At 65.7% G+C, this 22,867-nt stretch carries 26 protein-coding genes; 14 read left to right on the top strand and 12 right to left on the bottom strand.

The features are described from left to right. Positions 1 to 135: 135 nt before the first annotated feature. Positions 136 to 1,470: a dicarboxylate/amino acid:cation symporter gene (locus tag F9929_RS01300; RefSeq protein ID WP_193227564.1), complete on the top strand. Its 1,335-nt coding sequence runs from the start codon at positions 136 to 138 to the stop codon at positions 1,468 to 1,470. A gap of 347 nt (positions 1,471 to 1,817) precedes the next feature. Here the strand turns inward: F9929_RS01300 and F9929_RS01295 are convergent, their stop codons facing one another. The 7 genes from F9929_RS01295 to F9929_RS01265 form a co-directional block, all read right to left on the bottom strand. Next, on the bottom strand, positions 1,818 to 2,594 hold the full coding sequence (locus F9929_RS01295; protein WP_152044717.1) for an L-fucose dehydrogenase: 777 nt from the start codon (positions 2,592 to 2,594) through the stop codon (positions 1,818 to 1,820). 4 nt (positions 2,595 to 2,598) lie between these two features. Next, positions 2,599 to 3,873: an L-fuconate dehydratase gene (locus F9929_RS01290; RefSeq protein ID WP_152044716.1), complete on the bottom strand. Its 1,275-nt coding sequence runs from the start codon at positions 3,871 to 3,873 to the stop codon at positions 2,599 to 2,601. Positions 3,874 to 3,892: 19 nt separating this feature from the next. Then, the gene (locus F9929_RS01285) at positions 3,893 to 4,747 is read right to left on the bottom strand and encodes a fumarylacetoacetate hydrolase family protein (protein ID WP_152044715.1); all 855 of its coding nucleotides are present in this window, start codon (positions 4,745 to 4,747) and stop codon (positions 3,893 to 3,895) included. A 72-nt stretch (positions 4,748 to 4,819) separates the two neighbouring features. Further along, a complete protein-coding gene (locus F9929_RS01280; RefSeq protein WP_152044714.1) occupies positions 4,820 to 5,770 on the bottom strand; it encodes an ABC transporter substrate-binding protein in 951 nt (316 codons plus the stop codon). Positions 5,771 to 5,854: 84 nt separating this feature from the next. Then, a complete protein-coding gene (locus tag F9929_RS01275; RefSeq protein ID WP_152044713.1) occupies positions 5,855 to 6,874 on the bottom strand; it encodes an ABC transporter permease in 1,020 nt (339 codons plus the stop codon). Next, on the bottom strand, positions 6,871 to 8,394 hold the full coding sequence (locus tag F9929_RS01270) for a sugar ABC transporter ATP-binding protein (protein WP_152044712.1): 1,524 nt from the start codon (positions 8,392 to 8,394) through the stop codon (positions 6,871 to 6,873). The genes F9929_RS01275 and F9929_RS01270 overlap by 4 nt, the downstream gene beginning before the upstream one ends. 25 nt (positions 8,395 to 8,419) lie before the next feature. Continuing rightward, complete coding sequence (locus F9929_RS01265; protein ID WP_152044711.1) at positions 8,420 to 9,169, bottom strand: SDR family oxidoreductase; 750 nt, start codon at positions 9,167 to 9,169, stop codon at positions 8,420 to 8,422. 99 nt (positions 9,170 to 9,268) lie between these two features. Between F9929_RS01265 and F9929_RS01260 the strand changes: the two genes are divergently transcribed. From F9929_RS01260 to F9929_RS01245, 4 genes are read left to right on the top strand one after another with little or no spacing between them, the layout of a single operon-like run. Then, complete coding sequence (locus F9929_RS01260; RefSeq protein ID WP_152044710.1) at positions 9,269 to 10,042, top strand: IclR family transcriptional regulator; 774 nt, start codon at positions 9,269 to 9,271, stop codon at positions 10,040 to 10,042. Between the two features lie 29 nt (positions 10,043 to 10,071). Further along, positions 10,072 to 10,518, top strand: coding sequence for an RbsD/FucU family protein (locus F9929_RS01255; protein ID WP_152044709.1), 447 nt, complete (start codon positions 10,072 to 10,074; stop codon positions 10,516 to 10,518). A 53-nt stretch (positions 10,519 to 10,571) separates the two neighbouring features. Next, the gene (locus F9929_RS01250; protein ID WP_152044708.1) at positions 10,572 to 10,949 is read left to right on the top strand and encodes a CidA/LrgA family protein; all 378 of its coding nucleotides are present in this window, start codon (positions 10,572 to 10,574) and stop codon (positions 10,947 to 10,949) included. Beyond that, complete coding sequence (locus tag F9929_RS01245; RefSeq protein WP_152044707.1) at positions 10,946 to 11,674, top strand: LrgB family protein; 729 nt, start codon at positions 10,946 to 10,948, stop codon at positions 11,672 to 11,674. The genes F9929_RS01250 and F9929_RS01245 overlap by 4 nt, the downstream gene beginning before the upstream one ends. A gap of 54 nt (positions 11,675 to 11,728) precedes the next feature. Here F9929_RS01245 and F9929_RS01240 read toward each other — a convergent pair whose 3' ends face one another. Then, the gene (locus F9929_RS01240; protein WP_152044706.1) at positions 11,729 to 12,157 is read right to left on the bottom strand and encodes an organic hydroperoxide resistance protein; all 429 of its coding nucleotides are present in this window, start codon (positions 12,155 to 12,157) and stop codon (positions 11,729 to 11,731) included. Between the two features lie 97 nt (positions 12,158 to 12,254). Next, positions 12,255 to 13,013, bottom strand: coding sequence for an alpha/beta fold hydrolase (locus F9929_RS01235; RefSeq protein WP_152044705.1), 759 nt, complete (start codon positions 13,011 to 13,013; stop codon positions 12,255 to 12,257). A 126-nt stretch (positions 13,014 to 13,139) separates the two neighbouring features. Between F9929_RS01235 and F9929_RS01230 the strand changes: the two genes are divergently transcribed. From F9929_RS01230 to F9929_RS01215, 4 genes are all read left to right on the top strand, one after another. Continuing rightward, positions 13,140 to 13,595: a MarR family winged helix-turn-helix transcriptional regulator gene (locus F9929_RS01230; RefSeq protein WP_152044704.1), complete on the top strand. Its 456-nt coding sequence runs from the start codon at positions 13,140 to 13,142 to the stop codon at positions 13,593 to 13,595. Then, positions 13,592 to 14,131: an ankyrin repeat domain-containing protein gene (locus F9929_RS01225; protein WP_152044703.1), complete on the top strand. Its 540-nt coding sequence runs from the start codon at positions 13,592 to 13,594 to the stop codon at positions 14,129 to 14,131. Before F9929_RS01230 ends, F9929_RS01225 begins: the two co-directional genes overlap by 4 nt. A 254-nt stretch (positions 14,132 to 14,385) precedes the next feature. Beyond that, a complete protein-coding gene (locus F9929_RS01220) occupies positions 14,386 to 14,856 on the top strand; it encodes a MarR family winged helix-turn-helix transcriptional regulator (protein WP_152044702.1) in 471 nt (156 codons plus the stop codon). 92 nt (positions 14,857 to 14,948) lie between these two features. Beyond that, the gene (locus tag F9929_RS01215; RefSeq protein ID WP_152044701.1) at positions 14,949 to 15,299 is read left to right on the top strand and encodes a hypothetical protein; all 351 of its coding nucleotides are present in this window, start codon (positions 14,949 to 14,951) and stop codon (positions 15,297 to 15,299) included. Positions 15,300 to 15,302: 3 nt separating this feature from the next. Here the strand turns inward: F9929_RS01215 and F9929_RS01210 are convergent, their stop codons facing one another. Beyond that, positions 15,303 to 16,184, bottom strand: coding sequence for an aldose 1-epimerase family protein (locus F9929_RS01210; protein WP_152044700.1), 882 nt, complete (start codon positions 16,182 to 16,184; stop codon positions 15,303 to 15,305). 109 nt (positions 16,185 to 16,293) lie between these two features. Here F9929_RS01210 and F9929_RS01205 point away from each other — a divergent pair, with 109 nt between their 5' ends. The 5 genes from F9929_RS01205 to fghA all read left to right on the top strand — a co-directional run bounded on the left by F9929_RS01205 (position 16,294) and on the right by fghA (position 20,567). Next, entirely contained in the window at positions 16,294 to 17,694 is a 1,401-nt protein-coding gene (locus F9929_RS01205; protein WP_152044699.1) for a phosphomannomutase, read from the top strand. 72 nt (positions 17,695 to 17,766) lie between these two features. Further along, on the top strand, positions 17,767 to 18,879 hold the full coding sequence (locus F9929_RS01200; protein WP_152044698.1) for an S-(hydroxymethyl)glutathione dehydrogenase/class III alcohol dehydrogenase: 1,113 nt from the start codon (positions 17,767 to 17,769) through the stop codon (positions 18,877 to 18,879). 5 nt (positions 18,880 to 18,884) lie between these two features. Beyond that, positions 18,885 to 19,340: a GNAT family N-acetyltransferase gene (locus F9929_RS01195; protein ID WP_152044697.1), complete on the top strand. Its 456-nt coding sequence runs from the start codon at positions 18,885 to 18,887 to the stop codon at positions 19,338 to 19,340. A 75-nt stretch (positions 19,341 to 19,415) separates the two neighbouring features. After that, positions 19,416 to 19,682 carry a BrnA antitoxin family protein gene (locus tag F9929_RS01190; RefSeq protein WP_152044696.1) on the top strand — a complete coding sequence of 89 codons (267 nt, stop codon included), beginning with the start codon at positions 19,416 to 19,418 and terminating at the stop codon, positions 19,680 to 19,682. 48 nt (positions 19,683 to 19,730) lie between these two features. Next, complete coding sequence (gene fghA / locus F9929_RS01185) at positions 19,731 to 20,567, top strand: S-formylglutathione hydrolase (RefSeq protein WP_152044695.1); 837 nt, start codon at positions 19,731 to 19,733, stop codon at positions 20,565 to 20,567. A gap of 93 nt (positions 20,568 to 20,660) precedes the next feature. Here fghA and F9929_RS01180 read toward each other — a convergent pair whose 3' ends face one another. Together F9929_RS01180 and F9929_RS01175 are read right to left on the bottom strand one after the other, a co-directional pair. After that, positions 20,661 to 21,845 carry an SMP-30/gluconolactonase/LRE family protein gene (locus tag F9929_RS01180; protein ID WP_152045190.1) on the bottom strand — a complete coding sequence of 395 codons (1,185 nt, stop codon included), beginning with the start codon at positions 21,843 to 21,845 and terminating at the stop codon, positions 20,661 to 20,663. A gap of 20 nt (positions 21,846 to 21,865) precedes the next feature. After that, positions 21,866 to 22,861: an SMP-30/gluconolactonase/LRE family protein gene (locus F9929_RS01175; RefSeq protein WP_235918930.1), complete on the bottom strand. Its 996-nt coding sequence runs from the start codon at positions 22,859 to 22,861 to the stop codon at positions 21,866 to 21,868. Positions 22,862 to 22,867: the final 6 nt, after the last annotated feature.

Genomic DNA, 22,867 nt, shown 5'->3' with positions numbered 1-22,867 from the left:
TCCTCGCATATCTGCGATGCAGACGAAATTTGGCACGTCGTTTGCATGAGGGTCGTCATCGGGAGGTGTCGGCCGTCTTCCCGGAGGAGATTCAACGGCCATGACACTCGCTTGAACTCAAGGGGAGACACGACAATGGCGACATCCATTCCAATGCACGCGGCCGAGCCGCCGGTGAAGAAGCCGTTCTACTCGCAGCTTTACGTCCAGGTTCTGGTGGCGATCGCCGCCGGCATCACGCTCGGCCACTTCTACCCGGCGCTCGGCGCCGACCTGAAGCCGCTCGGTGACGCCTTCATCAAGCTCGTGAAGATGATCATCGCGCCGGTGATCTTCCTGACCGTCGTGACCGGCATCGCCGGCATGACCGATCTCGCCAAGGTCGGCCGGGTCGTCGGCAAGGCGATGATCTACTTCCTCACCTTCTCGACGCTCGCCCTGATCATCGGCCTCGTCGTCGCCAACGTCGTTCATCCGGGCGCGGGCTTCAACATCGATCCCGCGACGCTCGATGCCGGGGCCGTGAAGACCTATACGGAAAAGGCGCACGACACGACGATCGTCGGCTTCCTGATGAACATCATCCCCGCGACGCTCTTCGGCGCGCTGGCCGACGGCGACATCCTGCAGGTGCTGTTCGTCGCGGTTCTGTTCGGTCTCGCCCTTGCGATGGTCGGCGAGAAGGGCCGCCCGGTGACGGAATTCTTCCAGGCCGTGATGGCCCCGATGTTCAAGCTCGTTTCCATGCTGATGAAGTTCGCCCCCATCGGCGCGTTCGGCGCGATGGCCTTCACCATCGGCAAATACGGCATCGGCTCGGTCGCAAATCTCGCGATGCTGGTCGGCACCTTCTACCTGACGGCCTTCCTGTTCGTGGTGGTCGTGCTCGGCGCCGTCGCCCGCTACAACGGCTTCTCGATCTTCGCCCTGATCCGCTACCTGAAGGAAGAGCTGCTGCTGGTTCTCGGCACCTCCTCGTCGGAAGCCGCGTTGCCGTCCCTGATGGAAAAGCTCGAGCGCGCCGGCGCCAAGAAGTCGGTCGTCGGCCTCGTCGTCCCGACGGGCTATTCCTTCAACCTCGACGGCACCAACATCTACATGACGCTGGCCGCCCTGTTCATCGCGCAGGCCACCAATATCGACCTGTCGATCGGCGACCAGATCCTGCTCCTTCTCGTCGCGATGCTTTCTTCCAAGGGCGCGGCGGGCATCACGGGCGCGGGCTTCATCACGCTGGCCGCGACGCTCTCGGTGGTGCCGTCCGTGCCGGTCGCCGGCATGGCGCTGATTCTCGGCGTCGACCGCTTCATGTCGGAATGCCGCGCGCTCACCAACTTCATCGGCAATGCCGTCGCCACCCTTGTGGTCGCCCGTTGGGAAGGTGAACTCGACCAGGAGAAGCTGCATGCCGCGCTTTCAGGCGAGGCTTACGCCGCCGACACCAAGGCGATCGCCGTTCCGGCCGAGTAAGCCAACGTCCAAACGAGAAAAGCCCCGGACCGTCGCCACGGTCCGGGGCTTTTTCTTTATGCGTGCTTAGAGGCTGTTATGGACCGTAGACAAGCATTGTGCTGGCTGGACTGGTTCGCCGGGTAGGAGCCGGATGCAGCCGGTAGCGGGGCTACCGGCAAACGCTGGCGACGCACTCCGGCGAGCCAGTCCAGCCAGCCCGAAGGGTGGGATGAGCGAAGCCATCCGGGGCGTCGGCGAGATTTGCCAAGCCGCAAGGCTTGGCTGCACTCGCCTTCTACCGGGCTGGACTTCGCTGATCCCACACAATGCTTGTCTACGGTCCATAACAGCCTCTAGGCGAAAAACTATCTCAGCGCACGGTCGAGATGGACATAACCGCCATCCACGAAGAGCCATTGGCCGGTCGTGTGGCTGGAGGCATCCGACAGAAGGAAGATCACGGTGTTGGCGATCTCTTCCGACGTCGTCATGCGCCGGCCGAGCGGGATGTTGCGGGTGATCTCCTCCAGTCGCGTTTCCGGGTCCGGGAAGGTCTTGAGCCAGCGCTCGTAGAGCGGTGTCATGACTTCCGCCGGGATCACGGCGTTGACGCGGATGCCGTCATCCTTCAGCGAGGCGGCCCATTCGCGGGTCAAGGAGAGTTGCGCGCCCTTGGCGGCCGTGTAGCCCGACGTATCCCCCTGCCCCGTCAGCGCCGTCTTGGAGGAAACGTTCACGATGGAGCCGCGCGACGCGCGCAGCGCCGGCAGGCAGAGATGGGCGAGCGTGTAGTAGTGGATGAGGTTGCGCTCCAGGGAGCGACGGAACTCGGCCGGCCCGGCTTCCAGCCCGACCCCGTCATTGGCCCCGGCATTGTTGACGAGACCGTCGATGCGCCCGAAGGCTTCCTCCGTCTTCGTCACCGCCAGCCGGCAGCCCTCGTCCTCCGACAGATCGACCTGCACGAACAAAGCGCGGGGCGCTCGGCTCTTCAGTTCGGTCTCGAATGCCGGCTCCAGCGGGCTGCGGCCGAAGATGACGGGCACCGCCCCTTCCGCCGCCAGGCCCAAGGAGACGCCGGCCCCGATGCCGGAGCCCCCGCCGGTGACGATGACGACCTTGTCTTTGAGCCCGAGATCCATCGCGTCAGCCCTTGAACTGGAAGTCGCGGAGCGTTTCCGGCTTCATCTCGATCGAATAGCCCGGCGCCTTCGGCGGCATGTAGGCCGCGCCCTCGATCACGCAGGGTTCCTTGAAATGCTCGTGGAGGTGATCGACGAACTCGATCACGCGACCCTCGCGCGAGCCGGACACGGCGAGATAGTCGATCATCGACAGATGCTGGACATATTCGCAGAGCCCGACGCCGCCGGCATGGGGGCAGACGAGGAGCTTGTGCTTCGCCGCCATCAGGAGCACCGCCAGCACCTCGTTGACGCCGCCGAGGCGGCATGCGTCGATCTGCACAACGTCCACCGCGCCGCGCATGATGAACTGCTTGAACATGATGCGGTTCTGGCACATCTCGCCGGTCGCAACCTGCACCGGGGCGACGGCCTCGCGGATTTTCCGGTGGCCTTCGACGTCGTCCGGGCTCGTCGGCTCCTCGATGAACCAGGGCTTCACGAAGGCGAGCTTGCCGACCCAGTCGATCGCCTGATCAACTTCCCAGACCTGATTGGCATCGATCATCAGGTTGACGTCTGGGCCCACCGCCTCGCGCGCGATGGTCAAGCGGCGGATATCGTCTTCGAGATCGCGGCCGACCTTCATCTTGACGTGCTTGAACCCAGCATCCACGGCCTCTTTCGCGAGGCGCCGCAGCTTCTCGTCGGAATAGCCGAGCCAGCCCGCCGAGGTCGTGTAGCAGGGATAGCCTTCGCGCTTCAGCGTCTCGATGCGGCTCGCCTTGCCCGGTTCGACCGCGCGCAGCATCGCCACCGCTTCTTCAGGCGTGATGCAGTCGGTGATGTAACGGAAGTCGATCAGGGACACGAACTCTTCCGGGCTCATCTCGGCGACGAGCTGCCAGACGGGCTTGCTCTCGATCTTACCCCAAAGGTCCCAGACGGCGTTGATCACGGCGCCCGTCGCCAGATGGATCGCGCCCTTGTCCGGGCCGATCCAGCGAAGCTGACTGTCGGAGGTCATGTGCCGCCAGAAGGCGCCCATGTCGCGGGCGACTTCGGCCATATCGACGCCGACAACGAGATGGCGAAGGGCGCGGATCGCGGCGCAGACGATCTCGTTGCCACGCCCGATGGTGAAGGTCAGGCCGTGACCTTCATGCGGGCCATCCGTCTTCAGGATGACATAGGCCGCCGAATAGTCCGGGTCCGGGTTCATCGCATCCGACCCGTCGAGGGACTGCGAAGTCGGAAAGCGCAGGTCGAGAACCTCGATGTCGAGGATTTTGGTCATGTCGGCGGCCTTTCGGAAATCAGGCGGAAACGGTGCGCTGGCGCTGCTCGCCAAGGCCCTCGATGCCAAGACGCATCTCCTGGCCCGCCGTCAGGAAGACGGGCGGCTTCTGGCCGAGGCCGACGCCGGGCGGCGTGCCGGTGGAGATGACGTCGCCGGGCTGAAGGCTCATGAAGCGCGACAGGTAGGACACGATCTGCTGGACGGTGAAGATCATGGTTTCGGTCGTGCCGTCCTGGTAGCGCTTGCCGTCGACATCGAGCCAAAGCTTCAGCTTCTGCGGGTCGGCGACTTCGTCGCTCGTGACGAGCCAGGGGCCGGTCGGGCCGAAGGTGTCGCAGCCCTTGCCCTTGTCCCAGGTGCCGCCGCGCTCGATCTGGAATTCGCGCTCCGACACGTCGTTGATGACGCAATAGCCCGCGACGTGGTCCATCGCGTTCTCTTCGGAGATGTAGCGGCCGCCTTTGCCGATCACGACGCCGAGCTCGACCTCCCAGTCGGTCTTCACCGAATCGCGCGGGATCTCGACATCGTCGTTCGGGCCGACCACGGCGCTCGTCCACTTGTTGAAGATGATCGGCTCGGCCGGGATCGGCGCGCCGGTCTCGGCGGCGTGGTCGGCGTAGTTCAGGCCGATGCAGATGAACTTGCCGATATGGCCGACGCAAGGACCAAGACGCAGGCCCTCCTGCGGCACGCCTTCCACGAGCGGCAGCGTTTCGGGGTCGAGAGCCTGCAAGCGCGCGATGCCTTCGGGCGTCAGCACCTCGCCGGCGATGTCGGCGACATGGGCGGACAGGTCGCGCACGCGGTTCGAGGCGTCGAGGAGACCGGGCTTTTCCTGGCCCTTGGCGCCGTAACGGAGGAGCTTCATCGCGTGGGTTCGTCCTGTTCTTGGAAGAATTGAGCGGGGCGGCGGCAAGCCGCCGCCCCAACGGAGCGTCGATCAGTCGTAAAGAACGGCGGCGATTTCCGGGGAGGCGATGTTGGTCTTGTCGTACCAGAAGAAGCCGGTATCGATCTTCGGCTCGACCTTCTCGCCCTTGGCGGCGGCAACGGCGGCCTTCACCGTCTGGTAACCGATGCCAACCGGGTTCTGGGTGATGGCGCCGGCCATCGAGCCGTCCATGATGGCCTGCTTCTGCTGCGCGCCGGAATCATAGCCGATGATGACGATCTTGCGGCCGAGTTCGCGGGCACCGTTGATGACGCCGATGGCCGAGCCCTCGTTCGCGCCGAAGATGCCCTTGAGGTCCGGATTGGCCTGAAGGATCGACTTGGTGATCTCGGTCGACTGAAGCTGGTCGCCCGCGCCGTACTGGATGTCGACGATCTCGATATTGGGATGCTTGGCCTTGATCTGGTTCACGAAACCGTCGCGACGGTCGACGCCGGTGCGGCTGGTCTGGTCGTGAACGACGAGCGCGATCTTGCCGCTATCGCCGATGAGGCCCGCCATCTTGTCGGCGGCGAGCGCCGCGGCGGCGACGTTGTCGGTGGCGGCGGTCGTCACCGGAATGTCGCTGTCGACGCCGGAATCGAAGGCGACCACGGGGATGTTGGCGGCCTTCGCCTGCTGCAGGAGCGGCGTCGCGGCCTGGCTGTCGAGCGCGGCGAAGCCGATGGCGGAGGGCTTCTTGGCGAGGGCCGCCGACAGCATGTCGATCTGACGGTCGACCTGCGCTTCCGTATCCGGTCCTTCGAAGGTGATGGAAACGTTCAGTTCGGTGGCGGCCTTGTCGGCGCCGGCCTTCACGGCCTGCCAGAACTGGTGCTGGAAGCCCTTGGAGATGACCGGCACGTACATCTTCCCGGCTTCCTGCGCGCCGGCGAGGCCGGAGCTGCCGAGAAGCGCGAGGGCCGCGCTGGCGGCGATGAGATAACGGCGATTGAGCATGAGACTTCCTCCCTTGGTGCCCCTTTTCGGAGCGGTTCGCTTGCATCCGTCCGGGCTCCTTGCCGCCCGGCCGGTATTGAGCTCTCAGACCCGCCGGCGCCGCAGCATGTCGGTGTAGACGGCGAGGATGATGATCGCCCCGGTCACCACCGTCTGCCATTCCTGCGCGACGGACAGGATGCGCAATCCGTTGGCGAGAACGGAGATGATGAGCGCGCCGATCAGCGTGCCGACGATCGTGCCGCGACCGCCCGACAGGCTCGTGCCGCCGATCACCACCGCCGCGATGGCGTCGAGTTCGTAGCCCTGGCCGAGCGCTGGCTGGGCGGAGTTGAGGCGGGACGCGATGAGAAGCCCGGCCACGCCGCAGATGCCGCCGGCCAGCGCATAGACCGCGATCTTCCAGCGGTCGGTGTCGACACCCGACAAGCGCACCGCTTCCTCGTTGGAGCCGAGCGCGAAGGTGAAGCGGCCGAGGATCGTGCGGCGCAGAATGAAATGGGCAATAAGCGCGACGCCGAAGAGAACCAGAACGCCGTTCGGGATCGGCACCTCGGGCAGCACCCAGCCGATGATGGAGCCTTGCGCGATGTCGGTGAAGCCCGGCGTCGAGTTGAAGTAGATCGGCCGCGTGCCCGAGATCACGAGCGACAGGCCTTTCAGGATCAGCATCATGCCGAGCGTCGCGATAAAGGGCGGAACCTTCAGCTTGGCGATGAACGAGCCGGAGCAAAGGCCCGACACGGTGCCGGCGGCGAGCGCGGCCAGAATGCCGAGCGGCAGCGGCATGCCCCATTTCGTCAGAACCGTTCCCGCGATCACCGCGCAGAAGGTCATCAGCGTTCCGACCGACAGGTCGATGCCGCCGGTGATGATCACGAGCGTTGCGGCCACTGCCAGAACGCCGTTCACCGAAGTCGCCTGGAGGATCGACAGGATGTTGGCGGTTTGCAGGAAGTTCGGCGAAGCGAGCGAAAAGCCGATCACGAGCACGATCAGGCTCGCGAAGGCCAGAAGCCGCTGTTGCGCGCCCGAAAAGCGTGCCGATGGGGCGGTTCCCGGCCCGGCCGTCGCGCCGCCGGCGGCGTTGCCCGTGGTGCTCATCGCGTTTCTCCCGCGGCATCAGGGGCGGAACCCCCGCGCATGGTGGCCAGATGCATGATCTCGTCTTGGGCCGCGCCGGCCGGCAGGAACCCCGTCAGCCGCCCTTCGCACATCACCGCGATGCGGTGGCTGAGCCGCAGCACCTCGGGCAGTTCGGAGGAGATGACGACGATGGCCCGCCCTTCGGCGGCGAGCGCGTTCATCAGCTTGTAGATCTCGGCCTTGGCGCCGACATCGATGCCGCGCGTCGGCTCGTCGAAGAACAGGACGTCGCAGTCGCGAAGCAGCCATTTGGCGATCACGACCTTCTGTTGGTTGCCGCCGGACAGAAGGCGCGCTTCCTGCTCGTCGGACGGCGTCTTGATGGAAAGTTCGCCGACATAGCGCCGCGCCGTGTCGCGCATCGCGCCTTCCTTCAGGAGGCCGAGGCGGCCGGCAAAGCGCGACAGCGAGGCGAGGGCGACATTGTCGCGAACGCTCATGGCGGTGGCGAGGCCGAAATGCTTGCGGTCCTCCGACAGGTAGCCGATGCCGGCGCGCACCGCATCCTTGGGGCTGCGGATGTCGACGGGCCGACCGGACACGCGGATTTCGCCGGAATCGCGCCGGTCGGCGCCGAAGACGGCGCGCGCGACTTCGGTGCGCCCTGCCCCCATCAGCCCGGCGAAACCGAGGATCTCGCCGCGCCGAACCTGAAAGGACACGTCGCGGATAGCCGCGCCCCGGTTCAGGCTGCGAACATCGAGAAGCACCTCGCCCTCGGCCTCGGGCAAATGCGGCCGGGCGTCTTCAGCCAGTTCCCGCCCGACCATCATGGAGATGATGCGCGACACGGGCGTTTCCGCCATCGGCACGGTCGCTACATATTCGCCGTCGCGCATCACCGTCACCCGGTCCGCGATGCGCTTCAGCTCGTCCATCTTGTGCGAGATGTAGACGATCCCGACGCCGTCCGCTTTCAACCGCCCGATGATGGCGAAGAGATCGGCGATCTCGGCATCGTTCAAGGCCGCCGTCGGCTCGTCCATGATGAGGACGCGCGAACGGAACGACAGGGCTTTGGCGATCTCCACCATCTGCTGCTTGGCGACGGTGAGCGAGCCGACCAACGTTCGCGGATCGAGGTCGAGCCGCATCGACTGGAAGATCGCTCTGGCGTCCGCGTTGAGCCGCGCATCGTCCAGAAGACCGAAAGCCCGTTTGGGCTCGCGGCCGATGAAGATGTTCTCGGCGGCCGAAAGATCGGGCATCAGGTTGAGTTCCTGATGGATGATCGCGATCCCAAGATCCTGCGCGGCGCGCGGCGAGCTGATCTCGACCGGCCGGCCTTGGAGAAGGATATCGCCGGCGGTCATCGGATAGATGCCGGACAGGATCTTCATCATCGTCGACTTGCCGGCGCCGTTCTCGCCCATCAGGGCATGGACCTCGCCGGCGCGAAGATCGAAGCGCGCTCTCTTGAGGGCTTGGACGCCGGGAAAGGACTTGTCGATCCCTTCCATCCGAACCAGTTCGCTCATGGCCTTCTCCCCTGGCCCGACGCCGTCAGATGGTGACGCCACCGTCCACGAGGACGGCCTGACCGGTCACGAAGCGCGATTCGTCCGACAGAAGGTACACGACGGTGGGCGCGATGTCGGACACCGTGGCGAGACGCCCCATCGGCTGGCGGGCGACGAAGTCCTTTTCCGCCTGCACGGGATCGGGCGCGCTGTTGATGCGGCCGCGCAAGGAAGGCGTGTCCACCGTGCCGGGGCAAAGGGCGTTGCAGCGAAGATTGCGCTTCACGTAATCGGCCGCGATGCTCTTGGTGACGCCGATCACCGCCGCCTTTGTCGCGCCATAGGCGAAGCGGTTCGGAAAGCCCTTCACCGAAGAGGCCATGGACGCCATGTTGAGGATCGATGCAGCTCCCGTGGCGTCCGCGCGCTCCAACAGGCCCGGCAGAAGCGCTCTGGTGACGCGGAACATGGACTTGACGTTGAGGTCGAAGGAAAAGTCCCAGTCCTCGTCGCCGCAATCGAGGATGGCGCCGTTGTGGACGAAGCCGGCGCAGTTGAAGATGCCGTCGAAGGGCGCCTGCGAGGCGGCGAAGGCGCTGATCGCGGCGCCGTCGAGAACATCTAGGGGCAAGGCCGTGATGCGCGGATTTTCCTGCGCCAGATCGCGAAGCGCTTCGGCGTTCAGATCGGTGGCGACGACCTCGGCGCCTTCCGCGGCGCAAAGAAGAGCGCTGGCGCGGCCGATGCCTTGCGCGGCGGCGGAGATGAAGATGCGCTTGCCATCCAACCGCATGACGTGCCGCCCTCCCAAGCTTGCAGTTCCGTGCTGTTCTTGTTCTTATACGAACAGAATGTTCATATGTAAACCACCGATCACGCACGCGGACAAGAGATGAGCGGAACGCTGAAACTCCTTCCCGAGCCGGAAGAGCGATACCGGGCGCCGGCTCTCGACAAGGGTCTCGACATCATCGAACTCCTGTCGGAGCAGCCGGGCGGGCTGACGCGGGCCGAGATCGTCAAGGCGATGGGCCGCAGCCCGAGCGAGGTGTACCGGATGCTGGAACGGCTGGTGGCGCGCGATTATGTCGGCCGCTCGCTGGAAGGCGACCGCTATGCGCTGACCATGAAGCTCTTCGCCCTCGCGCACCGGCATCCGCCGCTCCGCCGCCTCGTGACGCCGGCCCAGCCCTTGATGGACGACTTCTCGCGCCAGGCACGCCAGTCCTGCCATCTGGTGGCCCCCGAAGGCGGCGACGCCATCGTGGTCGCCCATGCAAGCTGTCCGGGCAACTGGGAATTCGGTATCCGGATCGGCGCGCCGATCGACCTTCTCCAAACGGGGTCGGGCGAAACCCTCCTCGCCTTCACCGCGCCCGAAGCCCTGTCCGAACTCCTGTCGCGCTGGGAAGGGAGCGAGCGGTTGCCCATGTTCCGCTCGATCGAGACCCGTCTGGCCGGCCATCGCGCCAAAGGGTATCGCACGGGCAAAAGCCGGCAGGTGCAGGGCATCGAGGATATCAGCGTGCCGATCCTGTCGCCGGACGGCCATGCGCTGGCCGTTCTCACCTGCCCCTTCGTGCACCGCCTCGACGCGCCGGGGCCGAAGATCGCCGATGCGCTGAGCCTTTTGAAGGATGTCGCGGCGCGGCTGTCCTTGTCGTAGAACGCAAAGCCGCCCACCCGGAGGAACCCATGCTGAAGACCATACCGTCGATCATCAATTCCGAGCTTCTGACGATCCTGGCCGAGATGGGCCATGGCGACGACCTCGTTCTGTGCGACCGCAACTTTCCGGCCGCTTCCGTCGCGGCGGAGACGACCTCTGGCGCCCTCGTCCAGCTCTCCGGCACGGACACGACGGAAGCCGCGCGCGCCATTCTGAGCCTGTTCCCCCTCGACGGTTTCGTGCCGGTCGCGGTGCGCCGCATGGCCGTGGTGGACGACCATGCGGCCGTTCTGGAGGTTCATCGTGCGATGCAGGACGTGGTGGACGCCGCGGAGGGCCGCGCGATGGAGATCGAGGCGGTGGAGCGCTTCGCCTTCTACGAAGCCGCGAAGCAAGCCTATGCCGTGGTGCGCACCACGGAAGCGCGTCCCTATGGCTGCTTCATCTTCAAGAAGGGCGTCGTGTTCGACTGAACGGGGCAGCCGAGGCATAGGAAGCGTTCCGCAACAACGGGACGCGGCCCAACATGCTTTTCGGTCTTTTCGTTCTTCTCGCCTGCCAACTCCTCGGCGAAGCCCTGGTCCGACTTCTCGACGTGCCCGTGCCGGGGCCGGTTCTCGGCATCCTGCTTTTGTTCGGCTATCTCGCTGTTGCCGACAGGCTGAAGGCGGGCGCGGCATCGGGGCGCGAAGCCCCGGTGGGGAAGGCGGCGGACGGCCTCCTCGGCTTCCTCGGACTTCTGTTCGTGCCGGCCGGCGTCGGGGTGGCGCAGTCGAGCGACCTGATCCTCGCCAACGGCGTCGGCATCGTGTCGGTCCTCGTTCTGTCCACGCTCGCGACGCTCCTTGCGACCGTCGCCACCTTCCGGCTTCTGCGTCGGCTCAGCGGAAAGGATGCCGCATGAGCGAGGCGTCCCCGATCTTCATTCTATGGGTCTATCTTTCCGCGAGCCCGCTTCTGTGGCTGACCCTGACGATCGGCGCGTTTCTCACTGCCCGCCGGGTCGCGGAAGCCAGCGGCAACCATCCGCTGGTCAACCCGATCCTTTTGTCGATCGCGGCGCTCGTCGGGCTTCTGCACATCACGAGAACCCCCTACGCGGTTTATTTTTCCGGCGCGCAGTTCGTGCATTTCACGCTCGGCCCGGCAACGGTGGCGCTTGGCGTGCCGCTTTATCGAAACCGCCGGCTCGTGGTGGAAACGGTTCTGCCGATCGCCGGCGCGCTTCTGGTCGGCGCATGCGTGGCGGTGATCTCGGCGGTCGGCCTTGCGACCCTGTTCGGATTGCCGGGCCCGGTGATCGCGGCGCTCGCCCCGAAATCGGTGACGGCCGGCATCGCGATGGGCATTGCGGAACAGATCGGAGCCGATCCGGCGCTGACGGCCGTGTTCGTGATCTTCACCGGCATCGTCGGAGCGATCGCGGTGACGCCTTTGATGAACGGCTTGCGCATCCGCGACTACGCGGCGCGGGGCTTTGCGGCAGGTCTCGCCTCGCACGGCATCGGCACCGCGCGGGCCTTCCAGGTGCATGACCTTGCCGGCACCTTCGCCGGGCTCGCCATGGCGCTGAACGGTCTTGCGACCGCACTTCTGGTGCCTTTCCTGATCGAAAGGCTGCATCCTTGAAGACCCGGCCGCCGCTGCATGGGATGCGGCGGCCGGGGATCGGCTCGAACTCGCTCAGGCGATGTTCAGGCCGACATCCAGATTGTTGCGCGTGGCGTTCGAATAAGGGCAGATCTCGTGCGCAGCGGCCACGAGCTTTTCGGCGTCAGCGCGCTCGACGCCCGGCAGGTCGATGGTCAGATCGGCCGTGATGCCATAGCCGCCTTCCGAGCGCGGACCGAAGCCGACTTCGGCCGTCACCGTCGCTTCCGCCGGAACCTTGACGCCGACCTTCGGCGAAATGGCGCGCATGGCGCCGAGGAAGCAGGCCGAATAGCCGGCGGCGAAGAGCTTTTCCGGGTTGGCGCCCGTGCCGCCGGGGCCGCCCATTTCCTTCGGCACCACCAGCTTGACGTCGACCGATCCGTCGTCGGAACGGGCGGCGCCGTCGCGGCCGCCACCGTTGGCGGTGGCCTTGGTCTTGTAGATCACGTCGACCGGCATGGGATTCTCCTCGTGGGGTTCGGGATGGGGGAACGCTGCCGCCCCTCATGAGGCGGCAAAGAATTTCGGGAGACGGCTAGGAAAAAGCCGTCGCGTCTCAGTTGGCCGCCTTCGCGGCGTCCTCGATGACCTTCGCCACAGCTTCGGCCTGCGAAATGTAGAGGGCGTGGCTGCCCTTGATCTCGGTCACCTTGGCGCCGGCGCGCTTGTACATGGAGCGCTGGAGATCGGAGCTCAGCACCATGTCGTCGGCGGCCACGATGCCGTAGCTCGGCCGGCCGTGCCACGCGGCCACCGGGACGGGAGCCTGAAAGGCGGACACCGCCACCGGCATCTGCGAATGAGCCATGAATTCGGCCTGATCCTTCGGCAGATCCGCGCCGAAATCGGCCGCGAACTTGGCGGGATCGAGCATCAGGAAGCCGTCGTCGGTCGGCTTGATGTCGTTGGAAGGCGAAGGCATCGACTGAACCAGCCCGGCGGTGGTCTCGCCCTTTTCCGGCTGAAGCGCGGCGACGTAAACCAGCGCCTTGACCTTCGGGTCGTCGCCGGCCGCCGTGATGATCGTGCCGCCATAGCTGTGGCCGACGAGAACGGTCGGGCCGTCCTGGCGGGCGAGAACGCGCTTGGTGGCGGCCACGTCCTGGTCGAGGCCGGTCAGCGGCTGCTGCACGACGCTGACATTAAAGCCGTCCTTCTTCAGGATGTCGTAGACCTTGCGCCAGCCGGAGCCGTCGACCAGCGCGCCATGCACGAGGACGACGTTCCTGGCGGCAGCCGCCGCGGGCGCCACGGCACCGGCGGACACGGCTGCCAAAGCGCTTGCAGCCAGCATGATATGACGGAAACTGGTCATTGCCCGATCCTTATCGCCAATTCGTTATCGCGACAACTATTAGATAGACCCATTCGAAATGACTGTCCAGCAGGAATTTATCGCGATATCATTTTTTACGAGCAAGACCATGACCGAGCGGTTCCGATGACCAAGCCAAGCCTCCCCCCACCCCTGGACGAGCAGCTCTGCTTCGCGCTCTACGGCGCGTCCATGGCGGTCGGGCGGATCTACAAGCCGCTTCTGGACGGTCTCGGCATCACCTATCCGCAATATCTGGTATTGTCGGCGCTTTGGGACACGGACGAGCAAACGGTAGGAGCCATTGCCGAGCGACTGCTTCTGGAGCCGAGCACCGTGACGCCCCTGGTGAAGCGCCTGACGGCGGCGGGCCTCGCCGAGCGCCAGCGCAACCCCGACGACGAGCGGCAGGTGATCGTTCGCTTGACGCAAACCGGGCGGAACATGCAGGAAAGCTGCTCGTGCCTCGCCGAACGGCTCGTGGAAACCTCCGGTCGCGACTTGGAGGACCTGAAGCGCTTGAACGGGGAGATCCGCGCGCTCCGCGACACGCTCGGCCGGGTTCTCCAGACAGAGCGATGAAGGGAACAACCGTGCCACCGGACATCGACGACGAAACGCTGGCCTTCGCCGGGCGGGTCTTCCAGGCGGCCAGAAACGGCGACGCAGGCCTGCTCGCACCGCTTCTGGAGGGTGGCTTGCCACCCAACCTTCGCAACGACAAGGGTGATGGCCTCCTGATGCTGGCGAGCTATCATGGACATGCCGAACTGACCGCTCTTCTCATGGCTCACGGCGCCGATCCCGACATGCCGAACGATCGGGGTCAGACACCTTTGGCCGGCGCGGCCTTCAAGGGCGATCTGGCCGTTGCCCAGGTTCTGCTCGACGGGGGTGCGGCGGTGAACGGAAGCGGACCCGACGGGCGCACCGCCCTGATGATCGCGGCGATGTTCAACCGCGTCACCCTCCTTCGACTTCTTCTCGATCGCGGCGCCGATCCGGGTTGCGTTTCGAAGGATGGAACGACAGCTTTGGCGGCGGCGACCGCGATGGGAGCCTCGGATACGACCGCCTTATTGGGAAAGCTGAACCGCGCGGAAGCGCCGGACGTTTGAACAGAACCTTTCACAACCAGACCGCACAATAACTTATGGTTGCTTAATGTTATTTATGCGACATTTCTGAGAAAATTTGCGTCACCCTTCTGACAACTTAATTGCCGCCCAATCAATCATTAAACGTATTTTTTTCCAAGGGATGGCTTGGGAAACGGCAAGCCGGTTAGTTTGGTGTCCAACAACCGGCGCTGAGTCGGTGGCTCCGCATATGCGGTCCGCCGAAATTTCTGCGAGCCAATGAAGGAGCCGGCATGTCTGTTCCTATGCAACCCCACGTAGACTCTTCGTCCGGGAAGCACTCGTTTCTGAAACCGCTCCTGTCGATCACCAAGTCGACACGGCAACTCTTCGGCTTGCTTCTGGCCGATATCGGCGTCGTGGTCGGTCAGGACCAGTTTCTTTTGCAGTTCGTGGAAGACAACCCGAAGAAGGTCAGCGAGATCGCGACGACGCTCTCCGTGCGTCCTTCCACCATTTCCAAGATGGTGGACGTTCTGGAAGCCAAGAACTGGGTTGTGCGTGATCGCGACGACAGCGACCTGCGCAAGGTGCTGGTGCGTTTGACGCCGGAAGGCATCCAAGTGCGCGCCAAGGTTCTGACGGTCTGGAACGAGTTCGAAAGCCAGCTCCGCACCTCGCTGAACGATGTGGACGCGAGCTTTTTCGACAATTTGAACAAGCTCGACGCCATTCTGGCGCGCCGGCTCGCGCGCCTGCGCTGAGACTTCGCGCCGGCCGCTTGGCCGGTTTTTCGGGAGCGAGACACGCTTTCACGCGTTGAGGTGGCGGCACGAATTTCCTGAGGAAGGCCGCCATGAGCTTCCGTTTCCAGCGTTTCGCCGCGCCGTCCCTCGCCGCGCTTCTTCTCGGCTTGGCATTCGATCCGGCCTTCGCCCAGCCCGTCACGCCCGACACCCCGCCGCCGGGGCAGGAGGATGACGAGGGAACGCCCGACAGCCAAGCCGCGCCGGACGATCCTTGCGCCATCGCGCCGGGCGTCACGCGCGACGAAGGCGACCTCACCGGCCAGTTGTCGGACTGCAACGGCGTTCTGACGCCGCCGCCCACTGCCGGGGGCGAGATGCAGGCGCCCGTGCCCGATCCCGACCCGAACACCACGCCCGTCGTGCCGCCCGGCAGCGTGCCCGAGCAACCTGCCCAGTAGAACTCAGACCCTCACGCGCCAGACGAGATCGCGGCTTTCGCCGGGAGCCAGACGAAGCACTCCCGGCTTATCGAGAAAATCGCCGTCCCAGCCGACGGGACTCGCCATGGAGAACCAGGGCTCGATGCAAAGAAAGGGCGCGCCGGCCGGCTTCGACCAGACGCCGAGATCCTTGTAGTCCTCCCAGGACACGGTGATCGCGCGCTGCTCGGCCCCGTTCTCGTCCAGCGCGAGGTAGCGCACGGCGCGGCTGCGAACGTTCGGCAGCACCAAGGCGTCGGCGGCGAACACCGACTCGCGAAGCGGCAGGACGCCATCCACGATCGGCGTTTCCGATTTCGGCGCACCGAGAAGCCCGCCTTCCACCGACAGAACCGGCCCCGGCTCCGGCGTTTCGAAGCGAAGCTCGTGCCGGTCTTTCGGGCAATCCTCGACCAGCGGCCAGCGAAAGGCGGGGTGAGCGCCGACGCCGCAGGGCAGAAGCACGTCGCCCGTATTCGTCACGCGGGACGTGACGGAAAGCGTCGCGTCCGCCACCTCGTAGATCTGCTCCAACCGAAAGGCGAAGGGGAAGCGCTCGCGCGTTTCCACGCCGTCCACCAGCCGCAGAACGGCGCGCGCCTCCGAGCGCTCCACCCATTCGAAGCGCATGTCGCGGGCAAGGCCGTGCTGCGTCAGCGTGTAGTCCCGTCCCTCGTGCCGAAGGCGGTCGCCCGTCAGACGTCCGACGATCGGAAACAGCACGGGCGCGTGACGCGGCCATTCGGGGCCGGCCTGCCAAAGAAGCTCGACGCCCTCCCCGTCCCTGACGCTCGTCAGTTCCGCGCCGTCCGCCTTGACCGCGGCCGAGATGCCGCCCGCCTCGATCCGGTGGGTATTATCCATGTCCTGCCCTCGAGTCTTTCCGTTGTCGCCGGTCGATGACATAGAGGATATCGGAACCATGTCGCCGTGCCAGGCGATCGCGCACCTTTTCGGAGCCCGAGAAAAGCCGATGTCCTCGCTGAAATTTGGAACGAGCGGCCTGCGCGGTCTGGTGACGGACCTTCTGGGCGGCCCGAGCTACACCTATTCGCTGGCCTTTCTGCGCCATCTGGGCGCAGGCGGGCGCGTCTTTATCGGGCGGGACCTGCGCTCCTCCAGCCCCGAGATCGCCGCCGATTGCATCGCGGCGGCGAGAACCGCCGGCTTCGAGCCGGTGGATTGCGGCGCGGTGCCGACGCCCGCCCTCGCGCTTGCCGCGATGAGCGATGGCAGCCCCGCCATCATGATCACCGGCAGCCACATCCCCGACGACCGCAACGGCCTGAAATTCTATTCCGCCAAGGGCGAGATCGCCAAGGACGACGAGGCCGGCATCCTGTCGCATTTTGCCCAAACGCAGAACGAACGACGGCCGGAAGGGAACGACGGCGCGCAGACGCTCGACGCGCTCGCTCCCTATCGCCGCCGCTATGTCGACTTCTTCGGCCCCGCCGCGCTTGTCGGCCTTAAGGTCGGCGTCTACCAGCATTCCTCCGTCGCCCGCGACGCCCTCCTTGACGTGGTGACGGCGCTCGGAGCCGAAGCCGTGCCGCTGGCGCGCGCCACGAGCTTCATTCCCGTCGACACCGAAGCCCACCGGCCCGAAGACGTCCGCCTCGTCGCCGACTGGGCGGCGGAGGGCACGCTCGACGCCATCGTCTCCACCGACGGCGACGCCGACCGTCCGCTCGTCGCCGACGAGCGCGGCCGCATCCTGCGCGGCGACGTGATCGGGCTCCTCACCGCCCGCCATCTCGGCCTCCGGACGATCGTGACGCCCGTCACCTCCAGCGCCGCCGTGGAAGCCTCCGGCATCGCCACGCGCGCCCTTCGCACCAAGGTCGGCTCACCTTTCGTGATCGCCGGCATGGAAAAGGCAGCTTCGGAAGGGGCCGAGGGCATCGTCGGCTTCGAGGCCAATGGCGGCCTTCTCCTGTTCTCGCCCGTCACGCGCGATGGCCGCACGCTTTCCGCGCTGCCGACGCGCGACGCGTTTCTGCCGATCCTCTCCGTTCTGGCCGAAGCCAAGGCGCTTGGAATGTCGCTTGGGCAGGTCGTGGACAAGCTCGATGCCGGACACGCCGCCGCGCACCGCCTGCAGGAAGTGCCGGCCAGCCGCAGCGCGCCCTTCCTTCAGCGGCTGGCGAGCGACGCGGCCTTCCGCGACGAGTTCATGCGCCCCGTCGGCGCGGTTCGCGAAACCAACGATCTCGACGGCGTTCGCATGCTTCTCGCCGACGGCTCCACGATGCATTTCCGCGCCTCCGGCAATGCGCCGGAACTGCGCTGCTATGTGGAAGCAGGAAGCGAGGCGAAGGCCGCCGAACTTCTCCATTGGGGCCTGGAAGCGGCGACGCGCGAGGTGCGCTGATCGGCGCTTGCGTCCCGGCGCGGCCAAGTCCATGACTGCGCGCAACTTGGATCTTGGCACCGGGAGAAGCAGATGAAGACCAGAGCCGCCGTCGCCTGGGAAGCAGGCAAGCCGCTGACGATCGAGACGATCGACCTTGCCGGCCCCAAGACCGGCGAGGTGCTGGTGGAAATCATGGCGACGGGCGTCTGCCACACGGACGCCTACACGCTGTCGGGCCTCGACTCCGAAGGCAAGTTCCCGGCCATCCTCGGCCACGAGGGCGCCGGCATCGTGCGCGAGGTCGGCCCCGGCGTTACGACCCTGCGGGCCGGCGATCACGTGATCCCGCTTTACACGCCCGAATGCCGCAACTGTAAGAGCTGCCTGTCGCAGCGCACCAATCTCTGCACCGCCATCCGCTCTAGCCAAGGCCAAGGCGTCATGCCGGACGGCACCTCGCGCTTCAAATGCGAGAGCGACACCGTCTTCCATTACATGGGCTGCTCGACCTTCTCGAACTTCACCGTTTTGCCCGAGATCGCGCTCGCCAAGGTGCGCGAGGACGCCCCCTTCGACAAGATCTGCTATATCGGCTGCGGTGTCACCACCGGCATCGGCGCGGTGATCTACACGGCGAAAGTCTGGCCAGGGGCCAACGTCGTGGTCTTCGGCCTCGGGGGCATCGGCCTCAACGTCATCCAGGGCGCGCGCATGGTCGGCGCGGACAAGATCATCGGCGTGGATCTCAACCCCGCCAAGGTCGAGATGGCGAAGAAATTCGGCATGACCGACTTCATCAACCCGAACGACGTCGGCAACGACAAGGTCGTGCAGGCGATCGTGGACCTGACGGGCGGCGGCGCGGACTTCTCGTTCGATGCGACCGGCAACACGGCCGTCATGCGCCAGGCCCTGGAATGCTGCCATCGCGGCTGGGGCGAATCGATCATCATCGGCGTGGCCGAGGCCGGCAAGGAAATCTCGACGCGGCCCTTCCAGCTCGTCACCGGCCGCGTCTGGCGCGGCACGGCCTTCGGCGGCGCGCGCGGGCGCACCGATGTGCCGAAGATCGTCGACTGGTACATGGACGGCAAGATCAACATCGACGACCTCATCACCCACGTAATGCCGCTCGACGAGATCAACACCGCCTTCGACCTCATGCACGAAGGCAAGTCCATCCGCTCGGTCGTCACTTTCTGACGAGGATGGCCGAGACCGAATGGCGCTGGCGGGAGTTCGAGGCGCTGCAGCCGCGCGAACTCCACGACCTCCTGAAACTGCGCTGCGACACCTTCGTGGTGGAGCAGCGTTGCGCCTTTCCCGAGATCGACGGCAAGGACCCGGAAGCGACGCATCTCCTTTGCCTCGCTGGACCTGCGCTCGCCGGCTGCCTCCGGGTCTTCGGACCGGACGCAACCGAGCCCGCCGCACGGATCGGACGGCTGGCGATCGCCCCCGATCATCGCGGCACCGGCCTCGGACACGCCATGATGCGCGAGGCCATCGCCTTCTGCGAGGGCCGTTTCCCTGGTGCCGGGATCGTGCTTTCGGCGCAGAGCCATCTCCAGGCCTTCTATGCCCGCCACGGCTTCCGGCCCGAAGGCGAGCCCTATCTCGAAGACGGCATCCCCCATGTCGACATGCGCCGGTCAGGTGCTTGACTTGAATAAATGTCGGTACGAATAATCCTTGCACCGACCGTCTTCTCAGCCATGTGACGCCGCAAAGGCTCCGACATGAACGCGAACCGCAAGACACCCGCATATTCTCCGGACAATCGCGACGACGCTCCGGAACTCGACGACGAATGGTTCGCCCGCGCCGATGTCCACGAGAACGGGCGGCTGATCAGCCGCGGCCGGCCGCCCGTCGAACACCCGAAGCAGCGCGTGACGCTCCGGCTCGACGGGGACGTGGTGGCCGCATTGCGCGCCAGCGGCCGGGGATGGCAGACCCGCGTCAACCAGGCGCTGAAGGAATGGATCGGCAAGGGCGCCGCCTGAGCCGAACCCGCAAGACCCGATCATTCGACAATCCCAGGAACGGATACGATGGAAACCCTCTCCACCGCGAAGGCGCATGGCGGCACGCAGGGCGTCTACCGCCACCATTCGCGCTCCACCGACACGGTCATGAACTTCGCGGTCTTCGTGCCGCCGCAGGCCTCGAAGGGCCGCGTGCCGGTGGTGTGGTTCCTGTCGGGCCTCACCTGCACCCACCAGAACGCGATGGACAAGGCCGAGTACCGCCGCGCCGCCGCCGAGCTTGGGCTGATGATCGTCCTGCCCGATACGAGCCCGCGCGGGGCCGACGTGCCGGACGAGAAGGACAACTGGAAATTCGGCTCCGGTGCGGGCTTCTATCTCGATGCGACGCAGGCACCGTTTGAGCGGAACTACCGGATGTATTCCTACCTGACGGACGAGTTGCCTGCCTATCTCGCCGTCAACTTCCCGGCGGATCTGAACCGTCAGGCGATCATGGGCCATTCCATGGGCGGGCACGGCGCCTTGACCATCGCCTTGAAGCACCCGGAGCGCTTCCGGAGCGCCTCGGCGCTTGCCCCCATCGTGCAGCCCACCACCGCCGGCTGGTCGCGCCCCGCCTTCGAGAAATATCTCGGCCGCAACCTGTCCTCCTGGCGCCCCTACGACGCGACGCTCCTCATCGAGGACGGCCACCGCTTCCGCGAGTTCCTGGTGGACCAGGGCACGGCCGACGAGTTCCTGGACGATGGCCTGCGGCCGCAGCTCCTGAAGCAGGCTTGCGAGAAGGCCGGCATTCCGCTGACCCTCAACATGCGCGAGGGCTACGACCATTCCTACAACTTCATCTCCACCTTCATGGCCGACCATCTCCTTTGGCACGCGGAGCGTTTGAAGGCCTGACGAACCGTCCCTTGCCGACTCAGCCCCTGCGCGGAGAAGATCGGCGCGGGGCTGTTCCAGGCTCTCGCCCTTCGCGCCGTTCCGCCGTCGACGTCAGGCGGGGCCGGCGTCGATCTTGATGCGAAGGATCGCATAAGGCGGCTTCTGCAGGTCTTGGCCGCGGTTGTATTCGGGGCGGCGATTGACCTGTGCGCCGTTGATATAAAGCCAGCCATCCGGCGTGATGGAGAAGGTGTCGGCCCAGATGAGGCGTGAATCGGAGCCGATGACCTCGATCGTGCCGTCCGTGCTCCGGCGACCGACCGCGTTCTGCTCCTGAAGCGCCAGATAGACGCGGTCCTTCGAATCCGCCGCGAGGCCCCCGGTCATGCCTTTCTCGCCGAGATCCTTGACGCCGGCCGCGATCTCGTCGTCTGACACGCCAGGGATCAGGAGATCGTCGGTGGAAGCCGCATACAAATGGCGGCCCATCAGCGGCGCGTAGTAAAGACGCTTGCCGTCCGGCGAAAGCGCGATGCCGTTCGCCCCGCCCTTCGGCGCTTGCGGAGGCGCATCGCCTTTTTGCAGCATCACCGGGCGGTGCTCCACGAACTTCACCAGCTTTTCCTGCGATTTGGTGCTGGCATGTCCGGCCAGCCGGCGCAGCACAGCGCCGGAATCGAGGTTCACGGCGATGATCGCGCCCTCCCCGTCCTGGCCCTGGTCGGTGACGAAGGCGACGTTGATCCCGTCCAGCCGCCCGACGCGAAGGTCGTTCAAGGACGAGGTCTTGGCGACCCCCGCCCCGAGCGGCACGACGCGGGTCGGCTTGTTTGTGGCAAGGTCGATTTCCACAAGCTTCGCCCCACCGTCCACCGGTGGGCCGGACCCGTCCGGCAGGGCCGCGTCGAGAAGCCAAAGCGTCTTGCCATCCGGCCCGAAGACTCCGTTCGGCACGTGAAACAAAGCGCTTTGCGGCTTGGAGGGATCGGGGCGGTTCGTTTCCGCATCGGGATAGGCCGTGACGGAGCCGTCTCCCGCCACTTCGCCGACCGTATAGGGCACGTCCGCGTTGAAGCGCGGCATGAACACGAAGACGCGTCCCTCGGCCGAGACCGCGATGCCGGTCGGCGTCGAAGGCGCGGCGGCAAGGCGGAACAGTTCCATCTCGCCGGCGGGTCTCGCTTCGGTCGCCTCGGCACCTGCGCCTGTTTCCTGCGCCATCGCGCCGCCCATCAACGGCAGCACGGCAGCCCCACTGAGCGCGCCCGCGATGAGTTCCCGACGCTTCAGCACCATGGCGATCGGCCTTTCCTCGTTCATTTCCGGCCGAGCCATTCGACGCCCGCCACTTTCATGTCGATCACTTGGATCACGTCGGTCGCGGCGATGAAGAGCCGGCGCCCGTCAGGTCCGCCGAAGGCGAGGTTGCCGACGGTCTTGGCCGTCGCGATCCGCCCGAGCATCCGGCCGTCGCTCCCGTAAATCCGCACGCCGTCCCCGGAGGCAGCATAGACGCGGCCTTCCACATCCACCGCCAGCCCGTCCGGCACGCCGCTGTCATAGGCCGCGAAAATACGCTTGCCGCTCAAGTTTCCTTCCGCCGAGACATCGAAGGCATGGATGCCGCGCGCCCCTTCCGGGTTCGCGCCGCCGCCCGTTTCCGACACGTAGAGGACGCGCCCGTCCGGCGAGAAACCGATGCCGTTCGGTTGGTCGAAGGCGTCGCTCTTGGCCTCCAACCGCCCGGACGGATCGATGCGGTAGACCCGCCGCGCCGTTTGTTCCGGTTCGGCAAGGATGCCTTCCGCCGGTTGCGTGATGCCGTAGGTCGGATCGGTGAACCAGATCGCGCCATCAGGAGCCAGAACCGCGTCGTTGGGAGAGTTCAGGCGCTTGCCCTCGAACGTTTCGGCAAGGGTCGTCAGCGTCCCGTCCTTTTCCTGCCGCACCACGCGGCGGGTGCGGTGCTCGCAGGTGACGAGCCGGCCTTCCGCGTCGAGCACATTGCCGTTGGAATTATTGGAAGGGTCGCGATAGGGCTCGCGCGAGCCGTCGTCCTTCACCAGCCAAAGCCGGTTCGATTTCACGTCGCTGAAGACGAGGCCGGCGAGTGCCGGCACGTAGCAGGTGCCTTCGCACCATTTGCCGCCTTCGAAGATGGTTCGGGCGCGCGCGGTGGGGTCGATGACGGATGCGAGTTCCGGGTCGTCCACCCGCACGAGCGGGGCGGCCTCGGCGATTCTCGGCATCGCGGCTAGAATGGCGCTGCCCAAGCCCAGTTTCAGGATGTCGCGCCGGTCGTATCCTGCCATGAAGCT

Origin of the sequence: Aureimonas psammosilenae, from assembly GCF_009176975.1 — a bacterium.
GTDB lineage: Bacteria > Pseudomonadota > Alphaproteobacteria > Rhizobiales > Rhizobiaceae > Plantimonas > Plantimonas psammosilenae.
This window is presented reverse-complemented; position numbering and strand designations above follow the sequence as displayed.

Coding starts and splice junctions, on each gene's coding strand:
- F9929_RS01215 (WP_152044701.1), top strand. CDS start 14,949: ATGAGCTTCCGTTTCCAGCGTTTCGCCGCGCCGTCCCTCGCCGCGCTT.
- F9929_RS01175 (WP_235918930.1), bottom strand. CDS start 22,861: ATGGCAGGATACGACCGGCGCGACATCCTGAAACTGGGCTTGGGCAGC.
- F9929_RS01300 (WP_193227564.1), top strand. CDS start 136: ATGGCGACATCCATTCCAATGCACGCGGCCGAGCCGCCGGTGAAGAAG.
- F9929_RS01285 (WP_152044715.1), bottom strand. CDS start 4,747: ATGAAGCTCCTCCGTTACGGCGCCAAGGGCCAGGAAAAGCCCGGTCTC.
- F9929_RS01200 (WP_152044698.1), top strand. CDS start 17,767: ATGAAGACCAGAGCCGCCGTCGCCTGGGAAGCAGGCAAGCCGCTGACG.
- F9929_RS01230 (WP_152044704.1), top strand. CDS start 13,140: ATGACCAAGCCAAGCCTCCCCCCACCCCTGGACGAGCAGCTCTGCTTC.
- F9929_RS01275 (WP_152044713.1), bottom strand. CDS start 6,874: ATGAGCACCACGGGCAACGCCGCCGGCGGCGCGACGGCCGGGCCGGGA.
- F9929_RS01220 (WP_152044702.1), top strand. CDS start 14,386: ATGTCTGTTCCTATGCAACCCCACGTAGACTCTTCGTCCGGGAAGCAC.
- F9929_RS01280 (WP_152044714.1), bottom strand. CDS start 5,770: ATGCTCAATCGCCGTTATCTCATCGCCGCCAGCGCGGCCCTCGCGCTT.
- F9929_RS01250 (WP_152044708.1), top strand. CDS start 10,572: ATGCTTTTCGGTCTTTTCGTTCTTCTCGCCTGCCAACTCCTCGGCGAA.
- F9929_RS01240 (WP_152044706.1), bottom strand. CDS start 12,157: ATGCCGGTCGACGTGATCTACAAGACCAAGGCCACCGCCAACGGTGGC.
- F9929_RS01290 (WP_152044716.1), bottom strand. CDS start 3,873: ATGACCAAAATCCTCGACATCGAGGTTCTCGACCTGCGCTTTCCGACT.
- F9929_RS01270 (WP_152044712.1), bottom strand. CDS start 8,394: ATGAGCGAACTGGTTCGGATGGAAGGGATCGACAAGTCCTTTCCCGGC.
- F9929_RS01225 (WP_152044703.1), top strand. CDS start 13,592: ATGAAGGGAACAACCGTGCCACCGGACATCGACGACGAAACGCTGGCC.
- fghA (WP_152044695.1), top strand. CDS start 19,731: ATGGAAACCCTCTCCACCGCGAAGGCGCATGGCGGCACGCAGGGCGTC.
- F9929_RS01180 (WP_152045190.1), bottom strand. CDS start 21,845: ATGGTGCTGAAGCGTCGGGAACTCATCGCGGGCGCGCTCAGTGGGGCT.
- F9929_RS01265 (WP_152044711.1), bottom strand. CDS start 9,169: ATGCGGTTGGATGGCAAGCGCATCTTCATCTCCGCCGCCGCGCAAGGC.
- F9929_RS01210 (WP_152044700.1), bottom strand. CDS start 16,184: ATGGATAATACCCACCGGATCGAGGCGGGCGGCATCTCGGCCGCGGTC.
- F9929_RS01195 (WP_152044697.1), top strand. CDS start 18,885: ATGGCCGAGACCGAATGGCGCTGGCGGGAGTTCGAGGCGCTGCAGCCG.
- F9929_RS01190 (WP_152044696.1), top strand. CDS start 19,416: ATGAACGCGAACCGCAAGACACCCGCATATTCTCCGGACAATCGCGAC.
- F9929_RS01255 (WP_152044709.1), top strand. CDS start 10,072: ATGCTGAAGACCATACCGTCGATCATCAATTCCGAGCTTCTGACGATC.
- F9929_RS01205 (WP_152044699.1), top strand. CDS start 16,294: ATGTCCTCGCTGAAATTTGGAACGAGCGGCCTGCGCGGTCTGGTGACG.
- F9929_RS01260 (WP_152044710.1), top strand. CDS start 9,269: ATGAGCGGAACGCTGAAACTCCTTCCCGAGCCGGAAGAGCGATACCGG.
- F9929_RS01235 (WP_152044705.1), bottom strand. CDS start 13,013: ATGACCAGTTTCCGTCATATCATGCTGGCTGCAAGCGCTTTGGCAGCC.
- F9929_RS01245 (WP_152044707.1), top strand. CDS start 10,946: ATGAGCGAGGCGTCCCCGATCTTCATTCTATGGGTCTATCTTTCCGCG.
- F9929_RS01295 (WP_152044717.1), bottom strand. CDS start 2,594: ATGGATCTCGGGCTCAAAGACAAGGTCGTCATCGTCACCGGCGGGGGC.